The sequence below is a fragment of the Dehalococcoidia bacterium genome (genome assembly GCA_021295915.1).
In the GTDB taxonomy this organism is placed as follows: domain Bacteria; phylum Chloroflexota; class Dehalococcoidia; order Lucifugimonadales; family UBA1123; genus VXRN01.
On the sequence record JAGWBK010000002.1, the window covers coordinates 1 to 21,272 of the forward strand.

Sequence of the window (21,272 nt, forward strand, 5' to 3'; positions counted from 1 at the left end):
GGTGCGCCCGTCAGACCCCGGTCTGGGCACTGAGGGCGTTGACTGAGACCATGACGAGCCTGAAAATCGTCCGAATGAACGCTCCTACGCGACCGCCACGCTCACTACGCCGCCCTGAAACCCGTTCTTCAGCAGCCTGCTAGTGGCGAAATGAGCACCAGACCCTCCACAATTTCGGGTCTTCGCAGGGCAACGTCCAGGATGATGCGTCCCCCCAGCGAATGGCCGACCAGTGTTACTCGGCCTGTACAAGTGGCTTCGAGGAACTTCGCAAGGAAGTCGCCCAGGTATCCAGTCGAGTGAACGATGTCCCGTCTGGGGGAATCGCCAAAGCCAATCAGGTCCGGGGCCACCACTCGATTGTCAGATGCCAGGACAGTCATGCTCTCGACCCATTCCCATCGAGTACCACCGGCTCCGTGGACCGTGACGATCTCCGGGCCTGATTCGCCAGCAGCGAGGTACGGAATAGAGTCGCCATCCACTTTGACCCAGCGTTCTTCGACTGAAGCAGGTGGGGCTATACTGTCTTTTGCCATAGGTGTATCAGGGAGTATCTGTATTGCCAGTCTGGGGCCTGCGACCCTTAATATACGTCGTTCGAGGATCTAGTATGGAGCCCTCACTCTCTGATGGGGACGTGCTGCTGGTGAGGAGATTCCGGCGAAGACCGCGACGCGGCGATGTTGTTGTGGTCAGTCAGTCAGGCTCCACAGACAGTGGGTGGCAGGTCAAACGGGTCGTAGGCGTTGCGGGAGACAGAGTCTCCTTGGAGTGCGGCCTGCTGTACGTCAATGGCCTGCACCACCCTGAGTCGTACCTCGGAGGGCTGCCTGCCGATCTTGGGACGCGGAAGAGGTCCTGGCTGGTCGGACCTGACGAGTGCATGGTGTTTGGAGACAATCGCGCCCACAGCACGGACAGTAGGGAATGGGGGCCCATTTCTATGGCACGCATAACCGGAGTAGCGGTCATCAGGCTGTGGCCGCTCACCAGCAGACGGCCCTTCAGGCTTCGCTAGTCGTCGTTGGGAATGAAATCGCTAGGGTTCGGCGCCCCTGCAATGTCCAGTTCCGGTTCGGACTCTCCCAACGCCTGCTCGAGTCTGCCAATCGGAATTGCAGGGAGCGTTGTAATCTGCACGCCAGCGGACACACCAAGTTCCATCGAAAAGCGAGCTGCCGACTCGTTGTCCGGCGCATCCAGAATGGTGACGAAGTCGTACTCTCCCAGGACTGCGTAAAGACCATGTACCTGGGTCCGTGGGAGGTCTATCGACTGCTCTGCAATCAGGAGCCTGTCAGGATTGTCCAGCATCCGGTGGCGGCCTTCAGGTGTCAGGGAAAGAAGCAGAATGTAAGTTGGCATTATTCTTCCACGCAGTCAGAGTTATTCAGAGCCTAGCCACCCGGCGACTTCTTTTGCGTGATACGAGAGGATCACGTCAGCCCCCGCGCGCTTGATTGATGTAAGTATCTCCAGGGTAATGCGTCTCCCGTCGATCCACTCGTTCTCGGCAGCTGCCTTTACCATGGAATACTCACCGCTGACGTTGTAGGCGGCGATCGGGGTCGCGAACTTTTCTTTGGCTGTCCTCAGCACATCCAGGTAGGCCAGGGCGGGTTTCACCATTACCATGTCCGCCCCCTCCTCTATGTCCAAGGCGATCTCTCGCATCGCCTCTCTGATGTTCGGAGGGTCCATCTGGTAGCCTGCACGGTCTCCGAACATTGGAGCCGATTCGGCAGCAACCCGGAAGGGTCCGTAGAACCCAGAGGCGTACTTCGCCGAATAGGCCATGATGGGGACTTCCGTCATGCCGGCATCGTCGAGCGCGTGTCTGATCGCGCCCACCTGGCCATCCATCATTGCCGACGGCGCTACCATGTCGGCTCCTGCCTCGGCTTGGATTCGTGCCATCTGCGCCAGGAGTTCCAACGTGGCGTCATTGTCAATGCGGTCTCCGTCAACAACCCCGCAATGGCCGTGATCGGTGAACTCGCACAGGCACACATCGGTAATGACTGTCATCCCAGGGACGGCCTGCTTGATGACTCCAATGGCTTCCTGGATGATTCCGCCGCTGGAGTAAGCTTCGGTCCCCGTCGCGTCCTTGTGAGCCGGGATGCCAAAGAGGAGCACACTCTCTATACCGACATCGGCCGCTTCTCCAACCTCGTGGATCAACTGATCCAACGATAGCTGAAAGATCCCGGGCATCGGGGGAATTTCTGTACGTGTATCACGCCCGTGAGTTACGAACAGCGGATAAATGAAGTCTGAAGTCGACAGGCGTGTCTCTTCCACCAGGTGTCTGAGACCAGGGTTCTCCCTGAGCCTTCTCATTCGTGTGTTCGGATATGCCGCCATTGTCGACCTATTTCCCAGAGGTGAAGAATTCAACAAGGGCCGCCGTCAGCCCATCTATGGTTGGTGTATTCGCAACTATATCAACTTTCAAACCCAGCCTTCCAGCAGTTGCGGCAGTTGTCGGCCCAATGCAGGCGATCCTTGTGTCGACGAGCGATTCAGCACCGTCGTCAAGCAGCCTCAACAGGTTTCTAACCGTCGACGAACTTGTGAAGGTTGCCACGTCGACACCGGCCCTGACCGCCTCCATGGCCCTCTCTCTTGACTCTTCGGGCATCACAGTCTGATAAGCGGTGACTTCTACGGCCTCTGCACCATGATCGATGAGCATATCTGGCAGTTCTCGCGTCGCGATGTCTGCCCTTGGAAGTAGTAACCGACTGCCATGGACGCCGCTCTCGACAAGAGCGTCGGCCAGACCGGTAGATGTTGCCGTTGTGGGAACCAGATCGGGCGTGATTCCATACCTCTCCAGGACCTTCCCGGTTGCCGGGCCTACTGCTGCCACCTTGACCCCGTGCAAAGCCCTTGAGTCCCGTCCTGACACCTTGAGACGGTCGAAGACAGCATGCACTGCGTTTGACGAGGCAAACACTACCCAGTCAAATGACGACAGCCCTGCACACGCCGAGTCCAGCTCCGCATAGTCCTGCGGAGGACGGACTTCAATCGTGGGAATCTCCAGTGGGACCGCACCGAGGTCGGAAAGTCGCTGTGAAAGAATACCAGCTTGATTCCGGGTACGAGTCACCAGCACGCGTCGACCAAGAAGTGGCAGCGACTCGAACCAGTTGGCTCTGTCCCTGAGACTTACGACGTCGCCAATTACGACGACAGCAGGTGATGTCAGGCCATTCGCCCTCGCTATGTCGGCGATGGAGTCAAGAGGGCCGACCACCGACTTCTGTTGCGGATCTGTCCCCCAGCTGATCACAGCCGAAGGCGTGGAACCTGGCTTACCATTCCTGGCCAGCGCGGCAGCGATATCTGGGAGAGTGCTCCATCCCATCAGGACTACGAGTGTGCCAGGGATCTTGGCAAGTGCTTGCCAGTCCGGTGAGTCCGATTCGTTGGAAGCTGCGGAACTGCCTGTTACAACCGTAAAGGATGAGGAGTGCTCGCGGTGAGTGAGGGGTATTCCAGCATATGCAGGTACTGCGACAGCGGACGTAACCCCTGGCACCACCTCGAAGGGTATCCCAGCGTCAGACAGCGCCTCGGCCTCCTCGCCGCCCCTTCCGAAGACGAACGGGTCTCCGCCCTTCAACCGGACAACAAGCTTGCCCAGTCGGGCCTCTCTTATCAGAAGGCCGTTGATATCAGCCTGCTTTCGACCAGCCTGTCCCGGCACCTTTCCGACATCGACGAGATCTACTTCAGGTCCGGCCATCGCAAGCAGGCGACTGTTGGTCAGTCGATCGTAAACGATCACGTCAGCCGACTCGAGAAGTCTCAGGCCCTTGACCGTAACAAGACTGGGATCTCCGGGCCCCGCTCCCACGAGATAGACTTTCCCGACTTTGCTCAAGATGCCCCAATCCCAGGTAACACAACACATTGCCAATACTTACTGCGGTGCTCAGCCGATGCGTGTGGTGTACATGATCTCCTTCGCCCCGGTCGCCTCCAGAGCACGAGCTGCCTCCTGGCCTGCGCCAGTAGGGTCGTCGCCCGGTACTTCAACCGAGCTGCGGAATATCAGAGAACCATCAGGGAGACACGCCATCGTCCGAACATTGAGAGTACCGCTCGACTCTGTTGCGTAAGCTGCCACCGGTACGCGACATCCCCCGCCGGTGGCTTCAACAAATGCACGCTCAGCCGTTACCGCAGACCAGGTAGCCGGATGATTGATCTCCTCCAGAAGCTCAACCACTTCTGAATCGTCCACTCGAGCCTCTACTCCCAGGGCCCCCTGTCCCGCATCTGGAATACACAATTCTGGGTCGAGATGTTCCGACACTCTATCCTGCCAGCCAAGCCGTGCAAGGCCGGCCGCCGCGAGGACCACACCATCGATTCCATCTTCGCCGACCCTGCCGAGTCTCGTATCGACGTTTCCGCGGATCGCTACGAATTCGAGGTCAGGTCGGGCTGACAGCAGCTGTCCGGTCCTCCGTGGACTGCTCGTGCCCAACCTCGCCCCGGGGGGCAGGTCTTGAAATCTCGCATCCCACCTGTTGACGATCACGTCTCTGGGGTCCTTGCGCTCCGGGTACGCGACAATGGCCAATCCGGGCGGAAGTTCCGAAGGCATGTCCTTGGCAGAGTGGACCGCCAGATCGATCTCTCGCTTCAGCAGGGGCTCCTCCAGGCCCTTGACGAATGTCCCCCTGCCGAGAGACTGAAGAGGTGCTGCCTTCCGACGGTCGCCATCTGGAGTGATGGCTACTATCTCGACCCTGATCTCCGGCCAGGCTTCCTTTAGAGTCTCGACTACCTCGTCAGTCTGCACCCTTGCAAGCGCACTCCCTCTGGTGCCGATCCTTATGACACGGTCCGTCATAGAGGCGACATCGGCTCCGCACCTGCCAGGAGGCCTTCTTCGAGCATCTGGTAGGCAGTCGCCTCATCTCCACTCTGAACGGTGTCGAGCAACTCTTCGGTGATACACCTCTGCCAGTGGTCGGGAGCGACCCTCAGGCCGCGCTGTCGAAGTTCAGCACGCCCTCGCGCCAGTATCGGAGCGAGGTCGGCGTACTCCAGGATCCTGCTTGACTCCAGCTTTTCGCGGAAAGTCCGTGCCAACGCGGGACTGGCCCCTCCAGTGGAGGTCGCGACTGTGACTTCCCCGCGTCGTGCAACCGATGGGGCGATGAATGTGCAGAGATGCGTCACATCCACGACGTTAAGAAGGACGTTGCGCTCTTCCGCTTCCGTATAGATCTGGCGGTTCATGTCATCGTCGTCCGTAGATGCAATGGCTATGAATGCCTGCGCCAGGTCGCCAGGCCTATAGTTCCGCCTGAGCCACTCGATCTTTCCGTGGGACGCTAACTCCTGCACCAGTGGTGTGACCTCGGAGGAGATCACGATAACTTTCGCGTCGCACTCAAGTAGCTTGACTACCTTTTCTTCACCCAAAGCCCCGCCGCCGATGACAACACAGTCGCGCTCTCGAACGTCGATGAAGGCCGGATAGTATCTTGGCAACGACATCCTCCCGGTTGGCTAGTTCGTATTGCAATTAAGTTTACCCCATAGTGGCTCGCGAATTCGCCAAGTCGGGCCGAGGCTGAATCGACGCCAGTTTTGGTAAGGTGATGTCACGTCACCAACCGACAAGTCATATGGAAGGCAGCCAATACACTCATGCCGACCGAGCGGGCAAGAGATAGGCTTCTGAGAAAGCTGTCAGGGGAAATCTCTGACAAGCGGGTCCTCGACGCCATTGCCGCGGTGCGAAGGGAGCGGTTTGTGCGCCAGGCGGACCGCCATGCGGCTTATGAAGACGTCGCGCTCGGGATTGCTGCAGGTCAGACTATCTCTCAACCTACGATCGTCGCGATCATGTTGCAGGAAATGGAGCTCAAGAGGTTTGACCGAGTGCTCGAGATCGGCACCGGCAGTGGATACCAGACCGCAATCCTTGGGGAACTCGCGCGCGAGGTCGTAACCGTAGAGCGTGTCCCGCAACTTGCCGAGTCAGCTCGCGAAATACTGGAACGTATGGGATACGATAACGTCCGTGTTGAGGATGCCGGACCCATCCTCGGATGGCCAGCGGGTGCTCCTTATGATGCGATTGTAGTGGCCGCCGCGGCCCCAAGGTTGCCTCGGACTCTACTTGGCCAGCTCGAAATTGGCGGAAGGCTCGTCATTCCTGTCGGGAACTTGCGTGAGCAGAGTCTCATGAAGGTCGTTAGGACAATGGACGGCGTTGTCACTCGTGCCCTTGGAGCCTGCCGGTTCGTGCCCCTGATTGGACGCGACGCCTGGTCTGAGTCAGACCTGAGCAGTTAGACCTGCGGCGTTGTAACGCTCGCTGCTGTTCCATATACTTTACGTTGTGTTTAACCTCGCCGTTTAGGCTCCTCTTGGATAGCAACCAACATGGATTTTGAAGTTGTAATTGGGCTGGAAGTTCACGCCCAGCTATCAACCGTAAGCAAGATGTTCTGTGGCTGCAGCTCCGACTATCAGGACGCTGCCCCCAACACCGTGGTGTGCCCCGTATGCATGGGAATGCCAGGTGTGCTGCCGGTCATTAACCGGAAAGCTGTCGAGTACGTGATTCGCACCGGACTTGCCCTTGGGTGCGACATAGCTTCGTACACCAAGTTCGATCGAAAGAACTACCCCTATCCGGACCTAATGAAGGGCTACCAGATATCACAGTACGACCTGCCCATCGCCTCCGACGGTACGATGCCGATAGAGGTCGATGGTGCACAGCGTACCGTTGGTGTAACGCGCGTCCACCTCGAGGAAGACGTCGCCAAGCTCATGCATCGCACGGAGGGGTTCGGCGAAGGATATTCTCTGCTCGATGTGAACAGGGCAGGGGTGCCCCTAATGGAGATCGTCGGCGAACCCGATCTCAGGAGTGCAGAAGAGGCTCGTGCGTACCTGATGCAACTTCACACGATTCTCCAGTACATAGGGACCAGCAGCGCCAACATGGAAGAGGGCAACTTCAGGTGCGACGCTAACATCAGCATTCGGCCCGTTGGTCAGGAGGAATACGGCACCAAGGTCGAAATCAAGAACATGAACAGTTTCCGCTCGGTGTTCCGTGCCCTAGAGTACGAAGCAGAGCGTCAGGTCAAAGTCGTGGAGTCGGGTGGGCGTATCGTCCAGGAGACTCGCGGCTGGGTCGAAGAAGACTCTGTGACTGTCTCTCAGCGCGTCAAAGAGGGCGCCTCTGACTATCGATACTTCCCTGAGCCTGACTTGCCACCGCTGAGGATTTCACCAACGTGGGTCGATGAGATAGAGTCTTCGCTTCCAGAGCTACCCCACTCTCGAAAGACCCGTTTTGTCTCCCAGCTTGGACTTCCCGAATACGACGCCTCGCTCCTGACTGCCACCAAATCGACCGCCGATTACTTCGAAGAAGTACTGCATTCCGCACCCGGCCGCGCTGCGAAATCCGAGGAATTCGCGAAGGCAGCGAGCAACTGGATGCTGGGAGAAATGGCCCGACTGCTGAACCAGTCCGGCCAGGAGATTTCGGAAGTCATGATAGAGCCCTCACAGATCGCCGAGCTGCAGACGATGGTCGATGATTCGACGCTGAGCTCAACAATGGCCAAGACTGTCTTTGAGAAGATGTTCGAGACGGGTCAGTCTCCCCGCCAGATCGCAGAGTCAGAGGGGCTCGTCCAGATATCTGATACCGACGCCGTCCTGACTGCAGTACAGGAGGCGATATCAGCTAACCCGGACCCCGTAGCTGACTACCTTGCTGGCAAACAGCAGGCGATGGGGTTCCTGGTGGGCCAGGTGATGAAAGCCACTGGTGGCAAGGCGAACCCCCGGATGGCAAGCCAGATGGTCCGCGAGCAGCTGGAAGCGATGCGCTGATGGCCGCACACAGCAACGGTGCATCGCCAAGAACCGGTCCGAGCGGCACTCAGGTGTCACGCGTTCAGAGGTTTCTGCGCCTACTGCACCCAGGAGTTGGACTGAAGCGTTGGGCCCTGATCGGCGCGATCGGCGTTGCTTTCTGCTCAATAGGGCTGGCGTATCTGATCCGAAAATTCTTCTCGGTTGGCTTTCCTGATTTTCTTCCCTGGTACTTTGAGGGCTTCTTCCTGTTGGCTATCGGAGGCGGGGCGATACTGCTCTCCATGTACGGATTCTATCGGGCTCTCAGCCCGCTCTTCATGCGTTCCAAGTCGATAGACGTGGTGGCAGACACCGTGTACAATAGGTGGTCCAGGGGGCGAGGACCCAAGGTGGTCGCCATCGGCGGCGGTACCGGTCAATCCGTGTTGCTGCGTGGACTCAGACTTCACACCGACAACCTCACAGCCATAATCACTGTCGCGGACGACGGCGGCAGCTCGGGCATTCTCCGGCGCGAACTTGGTGTGCTCCCTCCCGGGGACTTCCGCAACTGCCTGGTGGCCCTGTCTGAAGACGAGTCGTTGCTGGCGGACCTGTTCCAATACCGCTTCGGCGAGGGCAGCGGCCTCAAGGGTCACAGCTTTGGAAACCTCTTCATAGTCGCGATGACCAATGTCACGGATAGCTTCGATCAGGCCCTGGTTGAGTCCAGCCGCGTACTCGCGGTACGGGGAGGCGTTCTGCCCTCGACGTCTGCCGACCTTCGACTGTCCGCACGCTTCAGCGACGGGATGGTCGTGCGGGGAGAGTCCAGCATCACCGACCATGGCGGGGACATTGAGAGGCTGATGATTGAACCAGCCTCGGCTCCTGCTCACCCGTTGGCAGTCCAGTCCATCGAAGAGGCGGACATAGTAGTGATCGGCCCTGGCAGCCTCTACACCAGCATCCTGCCTAATATCCTGGTCGGCGGGATATCGGACGCACTGGCCAGGACGAACGCAACTGTGGTCTACGTCTGCAACGTCGCAACGCAGGTGGGAGAGACTGATTCCTACTCTGTACGCGACCACGTGGAGGCGTTGCACAAGCATACATTCGTCGACATCGCAGACTACGTTCTGGCCAACAGCGACCCGCTCCCGCTGGACGAGCGATTCGCCGGGCAACCCGTCTTCCACGACGGCCAATCGATACCACATGCCCAGGTCGTTCTGACTGATATGGCGGATCCCACCCACCCCGTCAGGCACGATGCCGATAAGCTCGCCTCAGCAGTAATGGAAGTCCATGCTTCAACCAATGGCAGACGACGCGGCGCCGTTGAATTGCAGTCCAGTTCTGTGTAAAGCTACTTGCACCTGAACTTCGGGGTCAGCTACAAATGACAGTTCTCAACATCATTCAGATACTTGTCTCAATTCTCCTGGTGATTATCATACTGATCCAGGTGAAAGGGCAGGGCACAGGTCTGTTTGGGGCTGCGGACAACTCGTTCAGAACGCGCCGCGGTCTGGAGTTGCAGCTCTTCAGGTTCACGATTGCACTGGTAGTCGTCTTCCTTGGACTGTCGATAGCAAGCGCACGTTTCTTCTAGTCGACCGGCTGTGGACCGACCGGAAATCACCCTCACAACCGACTTCGGCACTCGTGACTCATACGTCGGTGCGATGAAGGGTGTGATCCTGAGTCACTGTCCTCAGGCAAACATCGTCGACATCTCCCACGAAGTCGAGCCACAGAGCATCTCCGAAGGCGCATACGTCCTGGCGACTGGCGCAAAGTACTTCCCTTCAGAAACGATTCATATCGCCGTGGTCGATCCCGGAGTCGGCTCCAACCGTAGACCGATTGCCGTGCAGACGCCGATCGGCACCTTTGTGGCCCCGGACAACGGAATTCTCTCCCTCGCGATTGCCGAGTCCGTGCAAATTCCTGCAGTTAGTCAGGAAACCAGCGTTGAGGGCAATGACAACCCGTTGACCTTAACGCAGTCCGGTCTGTCCGAAGAGTGCAGGGGAGCCGTGCTCGACGATTCATCGCTCTGGCTGCCCAATGTCAGCCGGACGTTTCACGGACGCGATGTCTTCGCTCCCGTGGCCGCTCACATCGCGAATGGAGTCCCGATCTCGGACCTTGGCTCGCCCCTTGAGACAGTTGGAGTCATAACATCCCTGCTTTCGGACGGGACTGGCATGAGCAGTGGCACAATAGTACATATCGATCGGTACGGGAATCTGATAACCAACATCCCCGAAGATGCCGTATCCAAAGCGACAGCGTTCGAAGTCGCTGGACACCGGGTCACCGGACTCAGCCGTTCCTACTCCGAGTCCGTTGGACAGATCATGGCGATCATAGGAAGCCAGGGGACTGTAGAAATCGCCCTGGGCAACGGCAACGCGGCAGAGGCGCTGAAAGCATCCGTTGGTGACAGTGTCACGATATTGGCCGCAGGACCCTGATCTGACCCAGTGACCGACTTGGTCTAACGTTTCGCCAGACTACGTTCCGACACGCTGCGAGATCAGATCGTTCCGATACTTCACCGCGGTTGGATGGACCATCTGACCATCTTCGACCAAGCGCTCGATCGTCTTGTCCAGGTAGTGGAGAATCGCAGCATCCAGATCAGTTCGGGCCGTCTCCTCCACGCGCCTTAGGAAGGAAGCCCTCTCTACCTTCCACGGGTCCAGCTTGTCTGCCAGGAACACCACCTTGGCGATGTCACCCATGCCAGGGTGGCCCGTTGTGTGAAACCGCACAGACTCAAGGACTGCTCCAGAGCTGTTATCATCGTCCTCGCATAGCAACGCAGCAGCCACCGGGCCGTGTAACAACAGTGGCTGGTGTCTCTCGACGAAGTCTATTTCCAGTCCCAGCCGTTCCGACTCGCGCAGAAGGACACGTCTCGTTACAGCCCTCGCGAGGTCGTGGGCGGCGATGCCAGTGTCTACCTGACGCACATCGATTCCGTGACGAATCGCAAGTTGCTGCCCAACTTCCCGGGAACGCTCCACATGGTCACGCAGCCCGGTAGGTAGTTCGATCAGTCGGGATTCTATCGCGTCTGGTAGATCGCCCAATCGTCGCTACCCCATCGCACCCAGACGGCGTCCGCCAATAACGTGAAGGTGCAGATGAGGGACTTCCTGCCCAGAGTCGTCCCTCTGGTTGACGATAAGCCTGTAACCACTGTCGGCAATACCCTCGGTGGCCGCTACCGAACTCGCCGCGCTGAACATTGCGCCAATGGTCCCGTGAAACTCTGGCTGAAGCCCGGACAGGTAGGTGAAGTGCTCCACCGGGATCACCAGGAGATGGACCGGAGCCACCGGGTTGATGTCCTTGATCACGAAGCAGTGGTCGTCGCGGTGGAGGACCTCGCTCGGTATCTCTCCATCCCGTATCTTGCAGAAGACGCAGAACTCGTCCATGTCTAATCCTGCGCTGCTACACGCCTACAACGGCCAGTGCTTCGATCTCGATCAGGTAGCTTGGACTCACTAGCCCCTTGATGAAGACCGTACTGGACGCTGGTCCCGGGTCTCCATCGAAGAATTCAAGCCTGGCCTTCGCGTATCCTGCGTAGTCCTCAGCATTGATCAGGAACGCCGTGATCTTTGTTATGTCCGCACGTGTCCCGCCGGCAGCATTGAGCGCGGCTTCGACGTTGCTCAGACACTGTACCGCCTGGGCATATGCGTTACCTTCTCCGACGATACTGCCCCCGGCGTCCACAGAGACCTGACCTGACACGAAGATAAGATCGCCCGCTCTGGTGGCCGGCGAGAAGCCTGACGGCTTGTTGTCGGGGTTAGGAAAGTACGATCGTCTCGGCATGGCTGACCTCTAATCTGTTGTATGAGCGCGGTTCTGGGAGCACTTGGCTGGTCTATCCGCGGAGTTCGAGAAGCTCAATCCGCGTGTCGTCCGGGCCTGCGATGAACGCGATCTTCGGGCCGTTGGGTACATCGATTGGACCCTCTTTGAGCTCCGCACCCATTCCGGCCAGTCGCTCCAGCTCAGCGTCGAGATCGTCGATGGTAATCCCGATATGCTCGAGGCCCCAGTGAACGTCCGCGTTCCCATCGCCCATGGACTCACCGGTCCTTGCCCCCGAAATATTCACCGTCACCCCGTCCGGGGTTCTCGTGACTACAAACTGGTCCCCAGACGGACGAACAATGTCGCTGACGATCGTGAAGTCGAACGCCTCCGCGTACCACTCCGCCGTCTTCATGGGGTCCGGCGCCTTGAGGTGAACGTGATTGAATTCATAACCCATTTTGCAGTCCATTCCTCCTTGATATTGCGTCTGCAGTCTATATCAAGGCTCTGCTCTCAGCCAACCGCCGACTTCACCGCAACTCGTCCATCACCATGTACATGTGCCTGTACAGCTTGAACAGTTCGCGCAAGTACTCTGCCGGTCCGACCGGCTTGGTGGGATCGAGATGCTGAAACAGAGAGAACTCCGTGTGCCGTGCGTTCCCCCGCTCTTCAAGAGCATCCGCCAGGCGTCGCGATTCGGCGGCCGGGACGAGCCTGTCTTCTCGGTCATGCATGATTAGTACCCGGGCCTGCAGCTCGTCGACCGATGAACTGGGTGAAATCGCTGCCAGCGACTCGAGAGTCGATGCAGGTAGTCTTTCGACAAGTTGCCGGGCCTCTTCTGTGTCTACACCAGACAGCAGTCTGCTGGTAATCTGGGCCTCCTGTGATAGCCTGGATAGCTCAGCCTTGTCCACGAAGGTGTCCTTGCTCACGAACATGCCTTTGAGGAGAGCAATCTCAGCGGGGTTCTCCATCTCTTCTATGAGCTGAGTTGTCACCACTCTCTTGCTGAGTGGGTCCGGAGTCCACGGTTCGACGCCCCCCTTGTAATACCTGCTGTTCGACAGCACGGCGGCAACCAGGTCCCTGGCGTCGTAGTATCCTGCAAAGAAGTTGACGAACTGAACATCATTCTGTATTCGCTCGTCGCTCGCAGCGACCGCCACCAGCGACGCTCCGACGCAAAAGCCGCCCACTCCTGCACGCTCGGGATCGACACGTTCGTGTTCAAGCAGGAACTCGAACCATCTCACCAGGTCATCGACTTCCTGTGCAGTGACCCGCTGGGACGTCATTCCCTCGGACCAGGGGATCAACACAACTGCTCCCGACCTTGCGAGTCCCTCTGCTAGACCAACCACACGCGGGTCGTTGCGTCCTGCAGGGTTAACTCCGAGGAACAGAAGGACTCCGCTGTGTACGCCGTCGCCAGCAGGTGCATATAGGTCAGCGCTGCCCCGTCCCGTGCTGATCTCATGGAAGACTTCCTCCCTCGTGGGAGTACCCATCACCCACGGCTGAGGATTGACGGGAAGAGAGCCCACCACCTGGGGTATGAAGAGTGCTGTCCGCCATGCGACACGTCCTTCGGGTGTGACCGCGAACCATAGCACTACGATGGCTACGACCACTCCGAACCCTATCGCTAGACGTTTGCCCACTCTACGTACCATTGGGCCAAATCCTCCGTCAGTTCTGGCACTTTCTGCTGCTTCTCTTCTGGGCTCTGCTAAACCGCTGCAGTAGGCTAACTACGTGGAAGAACGAACTGTTTTGAGAACGTTTCCTGCTTTGACACTATCTTTACCCAATGCTATTCTGAGATTGGTCAATGCTCCGGCATCATTCGGTAGGACAAGCTGCGTCCCGGCGGTTCATCTGGATTCGATTCCTGGTCGTAGATCATTCCAAAGGGCATGGATTGCTTGGTCCTACGAGGTGGTGGACCGCAGAAGAAACTGGACGGGTGCTGAAGCATGGTCGCGGATATTCTATCCCGCATTGCAGGAGGCGCCATCCTAGCGGTAGTCGGATGGGGTCTCGGTAACTTCATAGCAGATGTGTGGGGCCCGGAACAATTCATTTTCTGGGTCTTTGGATTGACCATTGCCGGCGTCGTTATCGGACTCGTGGCCACGCCGTTTGCGACCGTTGGCCTCTCCCGCAGCATCGCCAATCAGACTCGCTCCGTACCCACGTCCCGGCTGCTTTCCGCCATCGTCGGAATGGTCATTGGGCTCTTGATTGCCCTTCTTGTTTCTATTCCTCTGTTCAGGATTCCTGGCTGGCTGGGACTGATTCTCCCGGTAGCGATCAGCCTGTTCCTGGCATATCTCGGCGCGACGCTTCTGTTTGCCCCGTCGAGAGACATCTTTCACAGGTTCTTGCCGGATAATCGAGCTTTCCATACACTCAATGGAGTAGCGTCGTCCTCCAGCAACGGTCATTCTGGCCCCGTATTGCTTGATACAAGTGCCATTATAGACGGACGAATAGCCGCCATTTCCAAGACTGGGTTCCTCCAGGGCACCCTGATCGTTCCTCGGTTCATCCTCAACGAACTGAGGCATGTTGCGGACTCCAAAGACTCGATGAAACGGGCGCGTGGACGCCGGGGTCTGGAGTTGCTTCGCGAGATAAGGGAGGAGGGCCAGGTACGGACGGAAATCCTTGAGATCGACTATCCGGACGCACGCGAGGTCGATGCTAAGCTCGTCGGCCTTGCAAAGGAAATCGGCGCCTCGATCCTGACTACCGATTTCAATCTGAACCGCGTCGCCCAGATCGACGGAATAGCCGTCCTCAATGTTAACGAGCTTGCGAGTTCCCTGCGTCCTGTTGTGATCCCGGGTGAGAGTCTCAGGCTAAAGATACTGCACGAGGGCAAGGAGCCCGGACAGGGCGTCGGCTTCCTGGAAGACGGGACTATGGTCGTTGTTGACTCCGGTGTGCGGTACATCGACTCAGAGCTCGACGTAACCGTAGCGCGAGTCCTCCAGACTGCCGCCGGCTGCATGATCTTCGCCAGCCCATCGTAGGTCACGAATCGTTTGCCATCCTCCAGCAGTGAAAATGTGACCGGTCTGCGTCCTTCTGTCGGAGTTGCGGTCGTTGCCGGAGGGTCCAGCCGCCGAATGGACGGCCGGGACAAGCTCTTCATTCCCATCCTCGGCAAACCGCTACTGTTGTACTGCCTGGAAGCCTTCGAGCGCTCGCGCCACGTTGGCAGCATCGCGGTTGCGACAGCTTCCGAGAGCGTCACTCGTGTCAGGGAAATCGCGCTCGAACATGGCATCTCCAAGCTGGTTGCCGTAGTTCACGGCGGTGCAAGGCGGCAGGACTCGGTTTCCAATGCCCTAACCGCCCTTGGGCAAGTAGACATCGTTATCGTCCATGATGGCGCGCGTCCCTTTGTGGATGACGAAATCATAGCGCGTGCCGTCGATGAGGCTCATTCCTGTGGAGCTGCATCTGCCGCCGTTCCCGTCAAGGACACGATCAAGGTCGCGACACCGGAGATGACCGTCGCTTCGACCCCGGACAGGGACACCCTTTGGGCAGCGCAGACTCCACAGTCATTTAGTCTTGATCTGCTCAAAGAGGCGCACTCGCGGATAAAGCACGACGTGACCGACGATGCTGCGATGGTTGAGGCTCTCGGTAGGACCGTCAAGCTGTTCATGGGATCACACGACAATATCAAGGTGACTACCCCAGAGGACATTACGGTGGCCGAGGCAATAGCTAGGGTCAGATTGGAGACATCGCCGCGGTGATGTACAGGACTGGTATCGGAGTAGATGTTCACCCACTCGTGCAGGGCAGGGAGCTTGTCCTCGGCGGTGTGGCCATTCCACACGACACAGGCCTGGACGGCCACAGCGACGGCGACGCCCTCGTCCACGCCGTAATCGACGCCTGCCTTGGCGCAACGAACCTGGGCGACATCGGAGCTCACTTTCCGTCTTCCGACCCAAAATACCTCGGAGTGCGCAGCACCATTCTGTTGTCTGAGACAATGAGGTTGCTTCAGGCCGGAAGGTGGCGGCTCGAATATCTTGATGCTACAATTGTCGCCGAACGACCCAAGCTCAGACCCTACATCGGCGACATGCGCGCCGCGCTAGCCGAGGCCATGCAGATCGAGTACGAGTTGATTAGCCTGAAAGCTACTACAACAGATCATCTCGGATTCGTCGGCAGGGAAGAAGGGATCTGCTGCATCGTAGTCGTCACCATCTCGAAAGCATGAGACTCTACGACACCCTCTCGGGTCAGCTACACGATTTCGACTCTCCCAACGGGCAGGTCCGCATGTACGTTTGCGGAATCACCCCGTACTCGTCCTCCCACATCGGTCATGCGATGTCCGCGGTGTCGTTCGATGTCGTCAGGCGGTATCTGGAGTTCCGTGGCTTCAACGTCAAGCACATTCAGAACTTTACTGACATCGACGACAAGATGATAGCCGCCGCCAACGAGCGCGGTATCGAGGTTTCCGACCTCGCATACGCGAACATCCAGGAGTACATAGATGCGATGGGAGAGCTGAACGTGGCTCCCGCGCACGAGTATCCCCGGGCGACGCAGGAAATCGACAAGATCGTCGAGATTATCCAGTCCCTGATCGACAAGGGATACGCCTATGACGTCGACGGTGACGTCTACTTCCGCGTAAGACGCGACGAGGACTACGGCAAGCTTAGCCATAGAAGCATCGACGACCTCCTCAGTGGCGCCCGCATCGAAATCGACGAGCGCAAGGAAGACGTACTCGATTTTGCCCTGTGGAAGTCACAGAAGCCTGATGAACCCGCTTGGGACAGTCCTTGGGGTCCCGGTCGACCCGGCTGGCACATCGAGTGCACCGCGATGTCGATCAAGTACCTTGGCGAATCGATCGACATTCACGGCGGCGGCGAAGACCTCGTATTCCCGCACCATGAGAATGAGATTGCTCAATCCGAATCATTCACCGACGTGGAACCATTCGCCAGGTTCTGGCTCCACAACGGGATGCTGAGGCTGGGTGTCGAGAAGATGAGCAAGTCCCTCGGGAACATCATCTCCCTGCCAGAAGCGCTGGACAAGTTTGAGCCTCAAGCGCTCCGGCTTTTCTTCCTGAGCTCGCACTACAGGTCTCCGCTCTTCTACAGCGAAGAAGTCGTCCACAGCCAGGAACGTGCAATCAGAAGGCTGCGTCAGGCGCTCCGGGTTGAGTCTGGTTCTGGCCCGTCAGTGATTTCCGATGACTTCCGCACCAGGTTCGTCGAGGCAATGGACGACGACCTCAATACACCGCGTGCCCTTGCGGTCCTCTTCGATCTCACAAGAGAGATCAATAGGGGACGCGACCACGATGCCGATGTTTCGGACGCTCAGAAGGCCTTGTCCGACCTTGCCGCCATCCTCGGCCTCGACCTTACTGAATCAGAAGATGACGCTGATACATCCGCCGGTCCGTTCATCCAGCTTCTTGTGGACCTCCGGTCAGACCTTCGCGCCGCCCGGCAATTCGACCAGGCCGACCGCATCCGCGACGAGCTTACAAACCTCGGTGTCTCCCTCGAAGACACTCCCGCTGGCACGGAGTGGACCCTGCGGTAGAGTCCTTCGTCGGCCCGTCCTAGCGCCGACTACCCTTCCCCAAGTCACCTGATCCTCACGTGCTCCCCGTAACCTTTCGTCTCAGGCGCTCTTCATAACACTCGCTCTATGGGGTAACGCACAGACATTAGCGTTGTTTGCACCCCTGTCCTCACCTACCATTTAAGTGAAGATACCTCCTCCCTATGGAGGGTTCAGGGGCATGACGAATTGAGGCCGGAATGAGCGAGTCACTCACCCATATGGTAACTGGGGCAACAGGATACACCGGACGCTACATTGCTCGACGTCTTCTCGAAGAAGGGCACACTGTCCAGTCCATTACGGGCCACCCGCAGCGCGACAACCCATTTGGAGACCAGGTAGCGCTTCATCCGTTCAATTTCGATCGCCCCGACCTGCTCAGGGAAACCCTGTCAGGCACCGATACGCTTTTCAACACCTACTGGATACGTGTCAACTACGGTGACAGGACCCACGAACGTTGCGTCGAGGAGACACGTATCCTGTTCAACGCCGCCAAAGACGCTGGAGTCAGGCGCATCGTCCACGTCAGCGTTACGAATCCAGACCCAGACTCACCCCTCCCTTACTTCAGAGGCAAGGGACAACTTGAAGAAGAATTGCGCGGACTCGGTATTTCATACGCCATTCTCCGCCCGACCCTCCTCTTTAGCACTGAGGACATTCTCCTAAACAACATCGCGTGGACGATTCGAAAATTCCCTGTTGTGCTGCTCCCAGGCACAGGAAACTATGGCATACAGCCGATCTTCGTAGAAGACCTCGCTGACCTTGCAGTCGAGGCGTCTTGCTCACGTGAGAACGTCGAGATTGACGCGGTCGGCCCCGAGGTCTTCGCCTATGCCGAGATGGTGAAGATGGTTCGGGACAAGATCGGCTCCAGGTGCCTTGTAATGCCTTCACCCAAGTGGCTCACCTACGCCGCCGGGCGGTTTCTAGGTGTCTTCCTGGATGACATAGTTCTCACCATGGACGAAATAAGGGGCCTGTCTGCTGGGCTCTTGGTTTCCAGGTCAGGTGCCGAACCCCCAGCGGACACTAAGCTATCAGAGTGGCTGGACCTGAACGGAGCTAATCTAGGCCTGAGATATGCATCCGAGGTTCGTCGCCACTACCGTTGAAAACCCCACGCCGGCCGAGCAGTCGCTCGCCGCGGAACGATAGGAGCGGACCATGACCAACACAGCATTGACCGTATATGGCGCCCCCTGGTGCCCAGACTGCCGTCGATCCAAGCAGTTCCTCGGCGAACAGCGAGTCCCATACGAGTGGATAGACATCGATCTCGACGAGAGTGCCCGCAAATACGTCAGCAGCATCAACGATGGCAAGCAGATCATCCCTACGATCGTCTTCGAGGATGGCTCGTTCCTTGCGGAGCCGTCCAACGCCGAACTCGCCGCCAAGCTCGGCATTAACCCAAGGGCAGAGCGGCAACACTACGATCTGATCGTCATTGGAGGTGGCCCCGCTGGCCTCACAGCGTCCCTGTACGCTGCACGTGAGGGCATTGACACTCTCGTCATCGAGCGCAGCGGCGTCGGAGGCCAGGCAGGCGTGACGGAGCGTATCGACAACTACCCCGGCTTTCCAGATGGCATAGGAGGTGGCGACCTCGCCGATAGGATCCGCGCCCAGGTGGAGCGCTTTGGTGTCGAGGTGCTACCGGCTCAGGCCGTGACTTCTGTCAGTGCGCAGGGACAGTACAAAGTAGTAAGCACCGAGAGTGGAGATGACTACTCGGCGACCGCCGTTCTTCTCACTCCTGGGGCCCGTTATCGTCGACTGAACGTTCCGGGCGAGGAAGACCTCATCGGGGCCGGTGTCCACTTCTGCGCCACCTGTGACGGCCCCTTCTACAAAGGTGAGCAGGTGGTGGTGGTAGGCGGTGGCAACAGCGGCGTGGAGGAGGGCCTATTCCTGACCCGCTTTGCCGACAAGGTCACTCTTCTGGAACGTGGAGACCAGTTGCGAGCGAGCCGCATCCTCAGGGAGAAGGCTGACGCTCATCCCGATCTCGAGGTACGCCTGCGCACACAGGTTCAGGAATTCAGGGGAACGCCCAAGCTGGAGTCCGTCGTTACCGTCGACGATGATGGTCAGGTTAACGAGATCCCCGCCTCTGGCGCATTCATCTTCATCGGCCTCGACCCGAACACCTCGTTTATTGAAGGATCGGTCGATCTCGACGAGCGACGCGCTATCCTGACTGCTGCTTCGATGGAGACCAGCGTTGAAGGCGTCTTCGCTGCAGGTGATGCCAGGTCCGGAAGTACCAAGCAGCTCACAGCCGCTGTGGGAGAGGGAGCTACCGCCGCCCTTATGATCCGGGAGTACCTGAAGGACGCGCAGGGGGATCGGGGATACTAGTCACGGAGCCCTGGAAAAGCAATGGAGCCAACGGGCGGATTCGAACCGCCGACCTGCGGTTTACGAAACCGCTGCTCTACCACTGAGCTACGTTGGCCCAAGCGTCGCACGACTGAATAATCATAGCATCCCCAACAACGCTGGCGCATGTATCGTTGCGCCTTCAGCGTGCCCGTGCTAACGTCAGTGCTGTTCAGGAGGGATGCGACATGACCACGGGCTCCGACTACCTACTGATAACCGCGGATCGCGTAATCGACTCCACGGGCGGACCACCGATCGACAACGGTGCGGTACTCGTCCACGACGGCAAAATCGCCTCTGTTGGACGGGCATCCGAGGTTGCGGCTCCCGAGGGAGCTTCCGTGGAGTCCCACCACTACCCGGGCTGCACGGTCCTGCCTGGAATGGTCGACTGCCATACGCACCACAATGGCTTTGGCGACGGCAGGTTCGGCGACGAACTCACGCTGCTCGCAGACGAAATCCTGACCGTGCAGGCAGCTCGAAACGCTCGGGCGAGCCTCTACTCAGGGGTCACGACGATCCGCGAAAACGGCCCCAAGAACGTGACGATGTTCAGGCTGAGGGACTCTATCAACGCCGGACTTACACTTGGTCCTCGCATGGTGTTGTGCGGTCGGCCAGTCGCGATCATCGGCGGTCACATGGGCTACTTCGGAGGCGAGGTTACTGGCCCTGACCAGACCCGAGCCCTCGCGAGGCAGCTAATCAAGGAGGGCGCGGACTACATCAAGATCACCGCTACCGGCGGCAGCACTCGCACCTCGTTCCCTCTCAGACCGTCCTTCACTGTCGACGAACTTAACGCTGTGACCGAGGAGGCACGCAAGGTCGGCAAACTCACCGCAACCCACTGCCTGTCTTCTCAGGGAATCGCAAACTCACTTGACGCAGATGTAGACATGATCATCCACTGCGCCTTCAAGGATGGAGACGGCACTGACAATTTCCGCCAGGACATCGCCGAGCGCATAGGCGAGCAGGGCGTTTACGTCAATCCCACACTCCATGTTGGACGTTCAAGCGCATGGATACTCGGTCATAAGCGAGATGATGTTGGTCTGACGCCCCAGGAGGAGGCGGATCTTGATGGGACCCGCCGAAGCATGGAAGTAAAGCTGGACCACTCGCGCAGGATGATCGAAATGGGCCTGAAAGTCATCACCGGCTCCGACTCCTCGTGGGGAAACTACAAGCTGGGCAACACCGTCTACGAAGCCGAGTTGCTCGTTCATGCCGGGTACACGCACATGCAGGGTGTGCTGTCGGTCACCAGTTGGGCCGCTGCCGCCCTGGACATGGATGACAAGGTAGGTACGCTCGAACCCGGCAAGCTGGCCGACGTGCTGGTGGTTGACGGAAATCCTGCCGAAGACATCAACGACCTCTGGAACGTCCGAGAGGTCTTCTTCGGTGGCCGGAAACTCGAGCGCGGCTCAGACGAGTCGCTCGCCGCGGTCCGCCAGCAACCTGCCCCTCTGTAGACCCACGTGATCCAGCCTATAACCCAGTCTGAGCAAAGGGAGTAA

The 21,272-nt window shown here is 58.4% G+C and carries 24 protein-coding genes and 1 tRNA gene; 13 read left to right on the top strand and 12 right to left on the bottom strand.

Annotated elements, in window-relative coordinates:
- Positions 1–128 precede the first annotated feature (128 nt).
- Positions 129–539 (bottom strand): alpha/beta hydrolase, encoded by a 411-nt coding sequence (locus J4G14_01270; protein ID MCE2456432.1) that lies wholly within the window; start codon positions 537–539, stop codon positions 129–131.
- 74 nt (positions 540–613) lie between these two features.
- Between J4G14_01270 and lepB the strand changes: the two genes are divergently transcribed.
- Positions 614–1,021, top strand: coding sequence for a signal peptidase I (lepB, locus tag J4G14_01275; GenBank protein ID MCE2456433.1), 408 nt, complete (start codon positions 614–616; stop codon positions 1,019–1,021).
- Here lepB and J4G14_01280 read toward each other — a convergent pair.
- The 5 genes from J4G14_01280 to J4G14_01300 are packed head-to-tail and all read right to left on the bottom strand — an operon-like array spanning position 1,018 to position 5,523.
- Positions 1,018–1,368: a GYD domain-containing protein gene (locus J4G14_01280; protein ID MCE2456434.1), complete on the bottom strand. Its 351-nt coding sequence runs from the start codon at positions 1,366–1,368 to the stop codon at positions 1,018–1,020. The genes lepB and J4G14_01280 overlap by 4 nt on opposite strands.
- Positions 1,369–1,389: 21 nt before the next feature.
- A complete protein-coding gene (hemB, locus tag J4G14_01285; protein ID MCE2456435.1) occupies positions 1,390–2,370 on the bottom strand; it encodes a porphobilinogen synthase in 981 nt (326 codons plus the stop codon).
- A 7-nt stretch (positions 2,371–2,377) separates the two neighbouring features.
- Complete coding sequence (gene cobA / locus J4G14_01290) at positions 2,378–3,898, bottom strand: uroporphyrinogen-III C-methyltransferase (GenBank protein MCE2456436.1); 1,521 nt, start codon at positions 3,896–3,898, stop codon at positions 2,378–2,380.
- Between the two features lie 51 nt (positions 3,899–3,949).
- Positions 3,950–4,876: a hydroxymethylbilane synthase gene (gene hemC / locus J4G14_01295; protein MCE2456437.1), complete on the bottom strand. Its 927-nt coding sequence runs from the start codon at positions 4,874–4,876 to the stop codon at positions 3,950–3,952.
- Positions 4,873–5,523, bottom strand: coding sequence for a bifunctional precorrin-2 dehydrogenase/sirohydrochlorin ferrochelatase (locus J4G14_01300; protein MCE2456438.1), 651 nt, complete (start codon positions 5,521–5,523; stop codon positions 4,873–4,875). Before J4G14_01300 ends, hemC begins: the two co-directional genes overlap by 4 nt.
- Before the next feature lie 159 nt (positions 5,524–5,682).
- On the opposite strand from J4G14_01300, the gene J4G14_01305 reads away from it, so the two are divergent.
- From J4G14_01305 to J4G14_01325, 5 genes are all read left to right on the top strand, one after another.
- Positions 5,683–6,333, top strand: coding sequence for a protein-L-isoaspartate(D-aspartate) O-methyltransferase (locus J4G14_01305; GenBank protein ID MCE2456439.1), 651 nt, complete (start codon positions 5,683–5,685; stop codon positions 6,331–6,333).
- 90 nt (positions 6,334–6,423) lie between these two features.
- On the top strand, positions 6,424–7,896 hold the full coding sequence (gene gatB / locus J4G14_01310) for an Asp-tRNA(Asn)/Glu-tRNA(Gln) amidotransferase subunit GatB (protein ID MCE2456440.1): 1,473 nt from the start codon (positions 6,424–6,426) through the stop codon (positions 7,894–7,896).
- Positions 7,896–9,230 carry a uridine diphosphate-N-acetylglucosamine-binding protein YvcK gene (yvcK, locus tag J4G14_01315; GenBank protein ID MCE2456441.1) on the top strand — a complete coding sequence of 445 codons (1,335 nt, stop codon included), beginning with the start codon at positions 7,896–7,898 and terminating at the stop codon, positions 9,228–9,230. Before gatB ends, yvcK begins: the two co-directional genes overlap by 1 nt.
- Positions 9,231–9,265: 35 nt before the next feature.
- The gene (gene secG / locus J4G14_01320; GenBank protein MCE2456442.1) at positions 9,266–9,478 is read left to right on the top strand and encodes a preprotein translocase subunit SecG; all 213 of its coding nucleotides are present in this window, start codon (positions 9,266–9,268) and stop codon (positions 9,476–9,478) included.
- 10 nt (positions 9,479–9,488) lie between these two features.
- A complete protein-coding gene (locus tag J4G14_01325; GenBank protein MCE2456443.1) occupies positions 9,489–10,346 on the top strand; it encodes an SAM-dependent chlorinase/fluorinase in 858 nt (285 codons plus the stop codon).
- A gap of 39 nt (positions 10,347–10,385) precedes the next feature.
- Here J4G14_01325 and yqeK read toward each other — a convergent pair whose 3' ends face one another.
- The 5 genes from yqeK to J4G14_01350 all read right to left on the bottom strand — a co-directional run bounded on the left by yqeK (position 10,386) and on the right by J4G14_01350 (position 13,391).
- Positions 10,386–10,967, bottom strand: a complete 582-nt coding sequence (gene yqeK / locus J4G14_01330) for a bis(5'-nucleosyl)-tetraphosphatase (symmetrical) YqeK (GenBank protein ID MCE2456444.1) — start codon at positions 10,965–10,967, stop codon at positions 10,386–10,388.
- Positions 10,968–10,973: 6 nt separating this feature from the next.
- Complete coding sequence (locus J4G14_01335) at positions 10,974–11,318, bottom strand: HIT domain-containing protein (protein ID MCE2456445.1); 345 nt, start codon at positions 11,316–11,318, stop codon at positions 10,974–10,976.
- A gap of 16 nt (positions 11,319–11,334) precedes the next feature.
- The gene (locus J4G14_01340; protein MCE2456446.1) at positions 11,335–11,724 is read right to left on the bottom strand and encodes a RidA family protein; all 390 of its coding nucleotides are present in this window, start codon (positions 11,722–11,724) and stop codon (positions 11,335–11,337) included.
- A 52-nt stretch (positions 11,725–11,776) separates the two neighbouring features.
- A complete protein-coding gene (locus tag J4G14_01345; protein MCE2456447.1) occupies positions 11,777–12,169 on the bottom strand; it encodes a VOC family protein in 393 nt (130 codons plus the stop codon).
- Positions 12,170–12,242: 73 nt separating this feature from the next.
- Complete coding sequence (locus tag J4G14_01350) at positions 12,243–13,391, bottom strand: hypothetical protein (protein ID MCE2456448.1); 1,149 nt, start codon at positions 13,389–13,391, stop codon at positions 12,243–12,245.
- Between the two features lie 303 nt (positions 13,392–13,694).
- Between J4G14_01350 and J4G14_01355 the strand changes: the two genes are divergently transcribed.
- From J4G14_01355 to J4G14_01380, 6 genes are all read left to right on the top strand, one after another.
- Entirely contained in the window at positions 13,695–14,756 is a 1,062-nt protein-coding gene (locus J4G14_01355) for a PIN domain nuclease (GenBank protein MCE2456449.1), read from the top strand.
- 96 nt (positions 14,757–14,852) lie between these two features.
- Entirely contained in the window at positions 14,853–15,494 is a 642-nt protein-coding gene (gene ispD, locus J4G14_01360) for a 2-C-methyl-D-erythritol 4-phosphate cytidylyltransferase (GenBank protein ID MCE2456450.1), read from the top strand.
- Positions 15,494–15,970 (top strand): 2-C-methyl-D-erythritol 2,4-cyclodiphosphate synthase, encoded by a 477-nt coding sequence (locus J4G14_01365; protein MCE2456451.1) that lies wholly within the window; start codon positions 15,494–15,496, stop codon positions 15,968–15,970. Before ispD ends, J4G14_01365 begins: the two co-directional genes overlap by 1 nt.
- Complete coding sequence (gene cysS / locus J4G14_01370; GenBank protein ID MCE2456452.1) at positions 15,967–17,325, top strand: cysteine--tRNA ligase; 1,359 nt, start codon at positions 15,967–15,969, stop codon at positions 17,323–17,325. The genes J4G14_01365 and cysS overlap by 4 nt, the downstream gene beginning before the upstream one ends.
- Before the next feature lie 221 nt (positions 17,326–17,546).
- Positions 17,547–18,470 (top strand): NAD(P)H-binding protein, encoded by a 924-nt coding sequence (locus J4G14_01375; protein ID MCE2456453.1) that lies wholly within the window; start codon positions 17,547–17,549, stop codon positions 18,468–18,470.
- 52 nt (positions 18,471–18,522) lie between these two features.
- The gene (locus tag J4G14_01380; protein MCE2456454.1) at positions 18,523–19,719 is read left to right on the top strand and encodes an FAD-dependent oxidoreductase; all 1,197 of its coding nucleotides are present in this window, start codon (positions 18,523–18,525) and stop codon (positions 19,717–19,719) included.
- Positions 19,720–19,741: 22 nt separating this feature from the next.
- On the opposite strand, the gene J4G14_01385 is transcribed toward J4G14_01380, so the two are convergent.
- A tRNA-Thr gene (locus J4G14_01385) sits at positions 19,742–19,816 on the bottom strand.
- Between the two features lie 112 nt (positions 19,817–19,928).
- On the opposite strand from J4G14_01385, the gene J4G14_01390 reads away from it, so the two are divergent.
- On the top strand, positions 19,929–21,227 hold the full coding sequence (locus tag J4G14_01390; protein ID MCE2456455.1) for an amidohydrolase family protein: 1,299 nt from the start codon (positions 19,929–19,931) through the stop codon (positions 21,225–21,227).
- Positions 21,228–21,272: the final 45 nt, after the last annotated feature.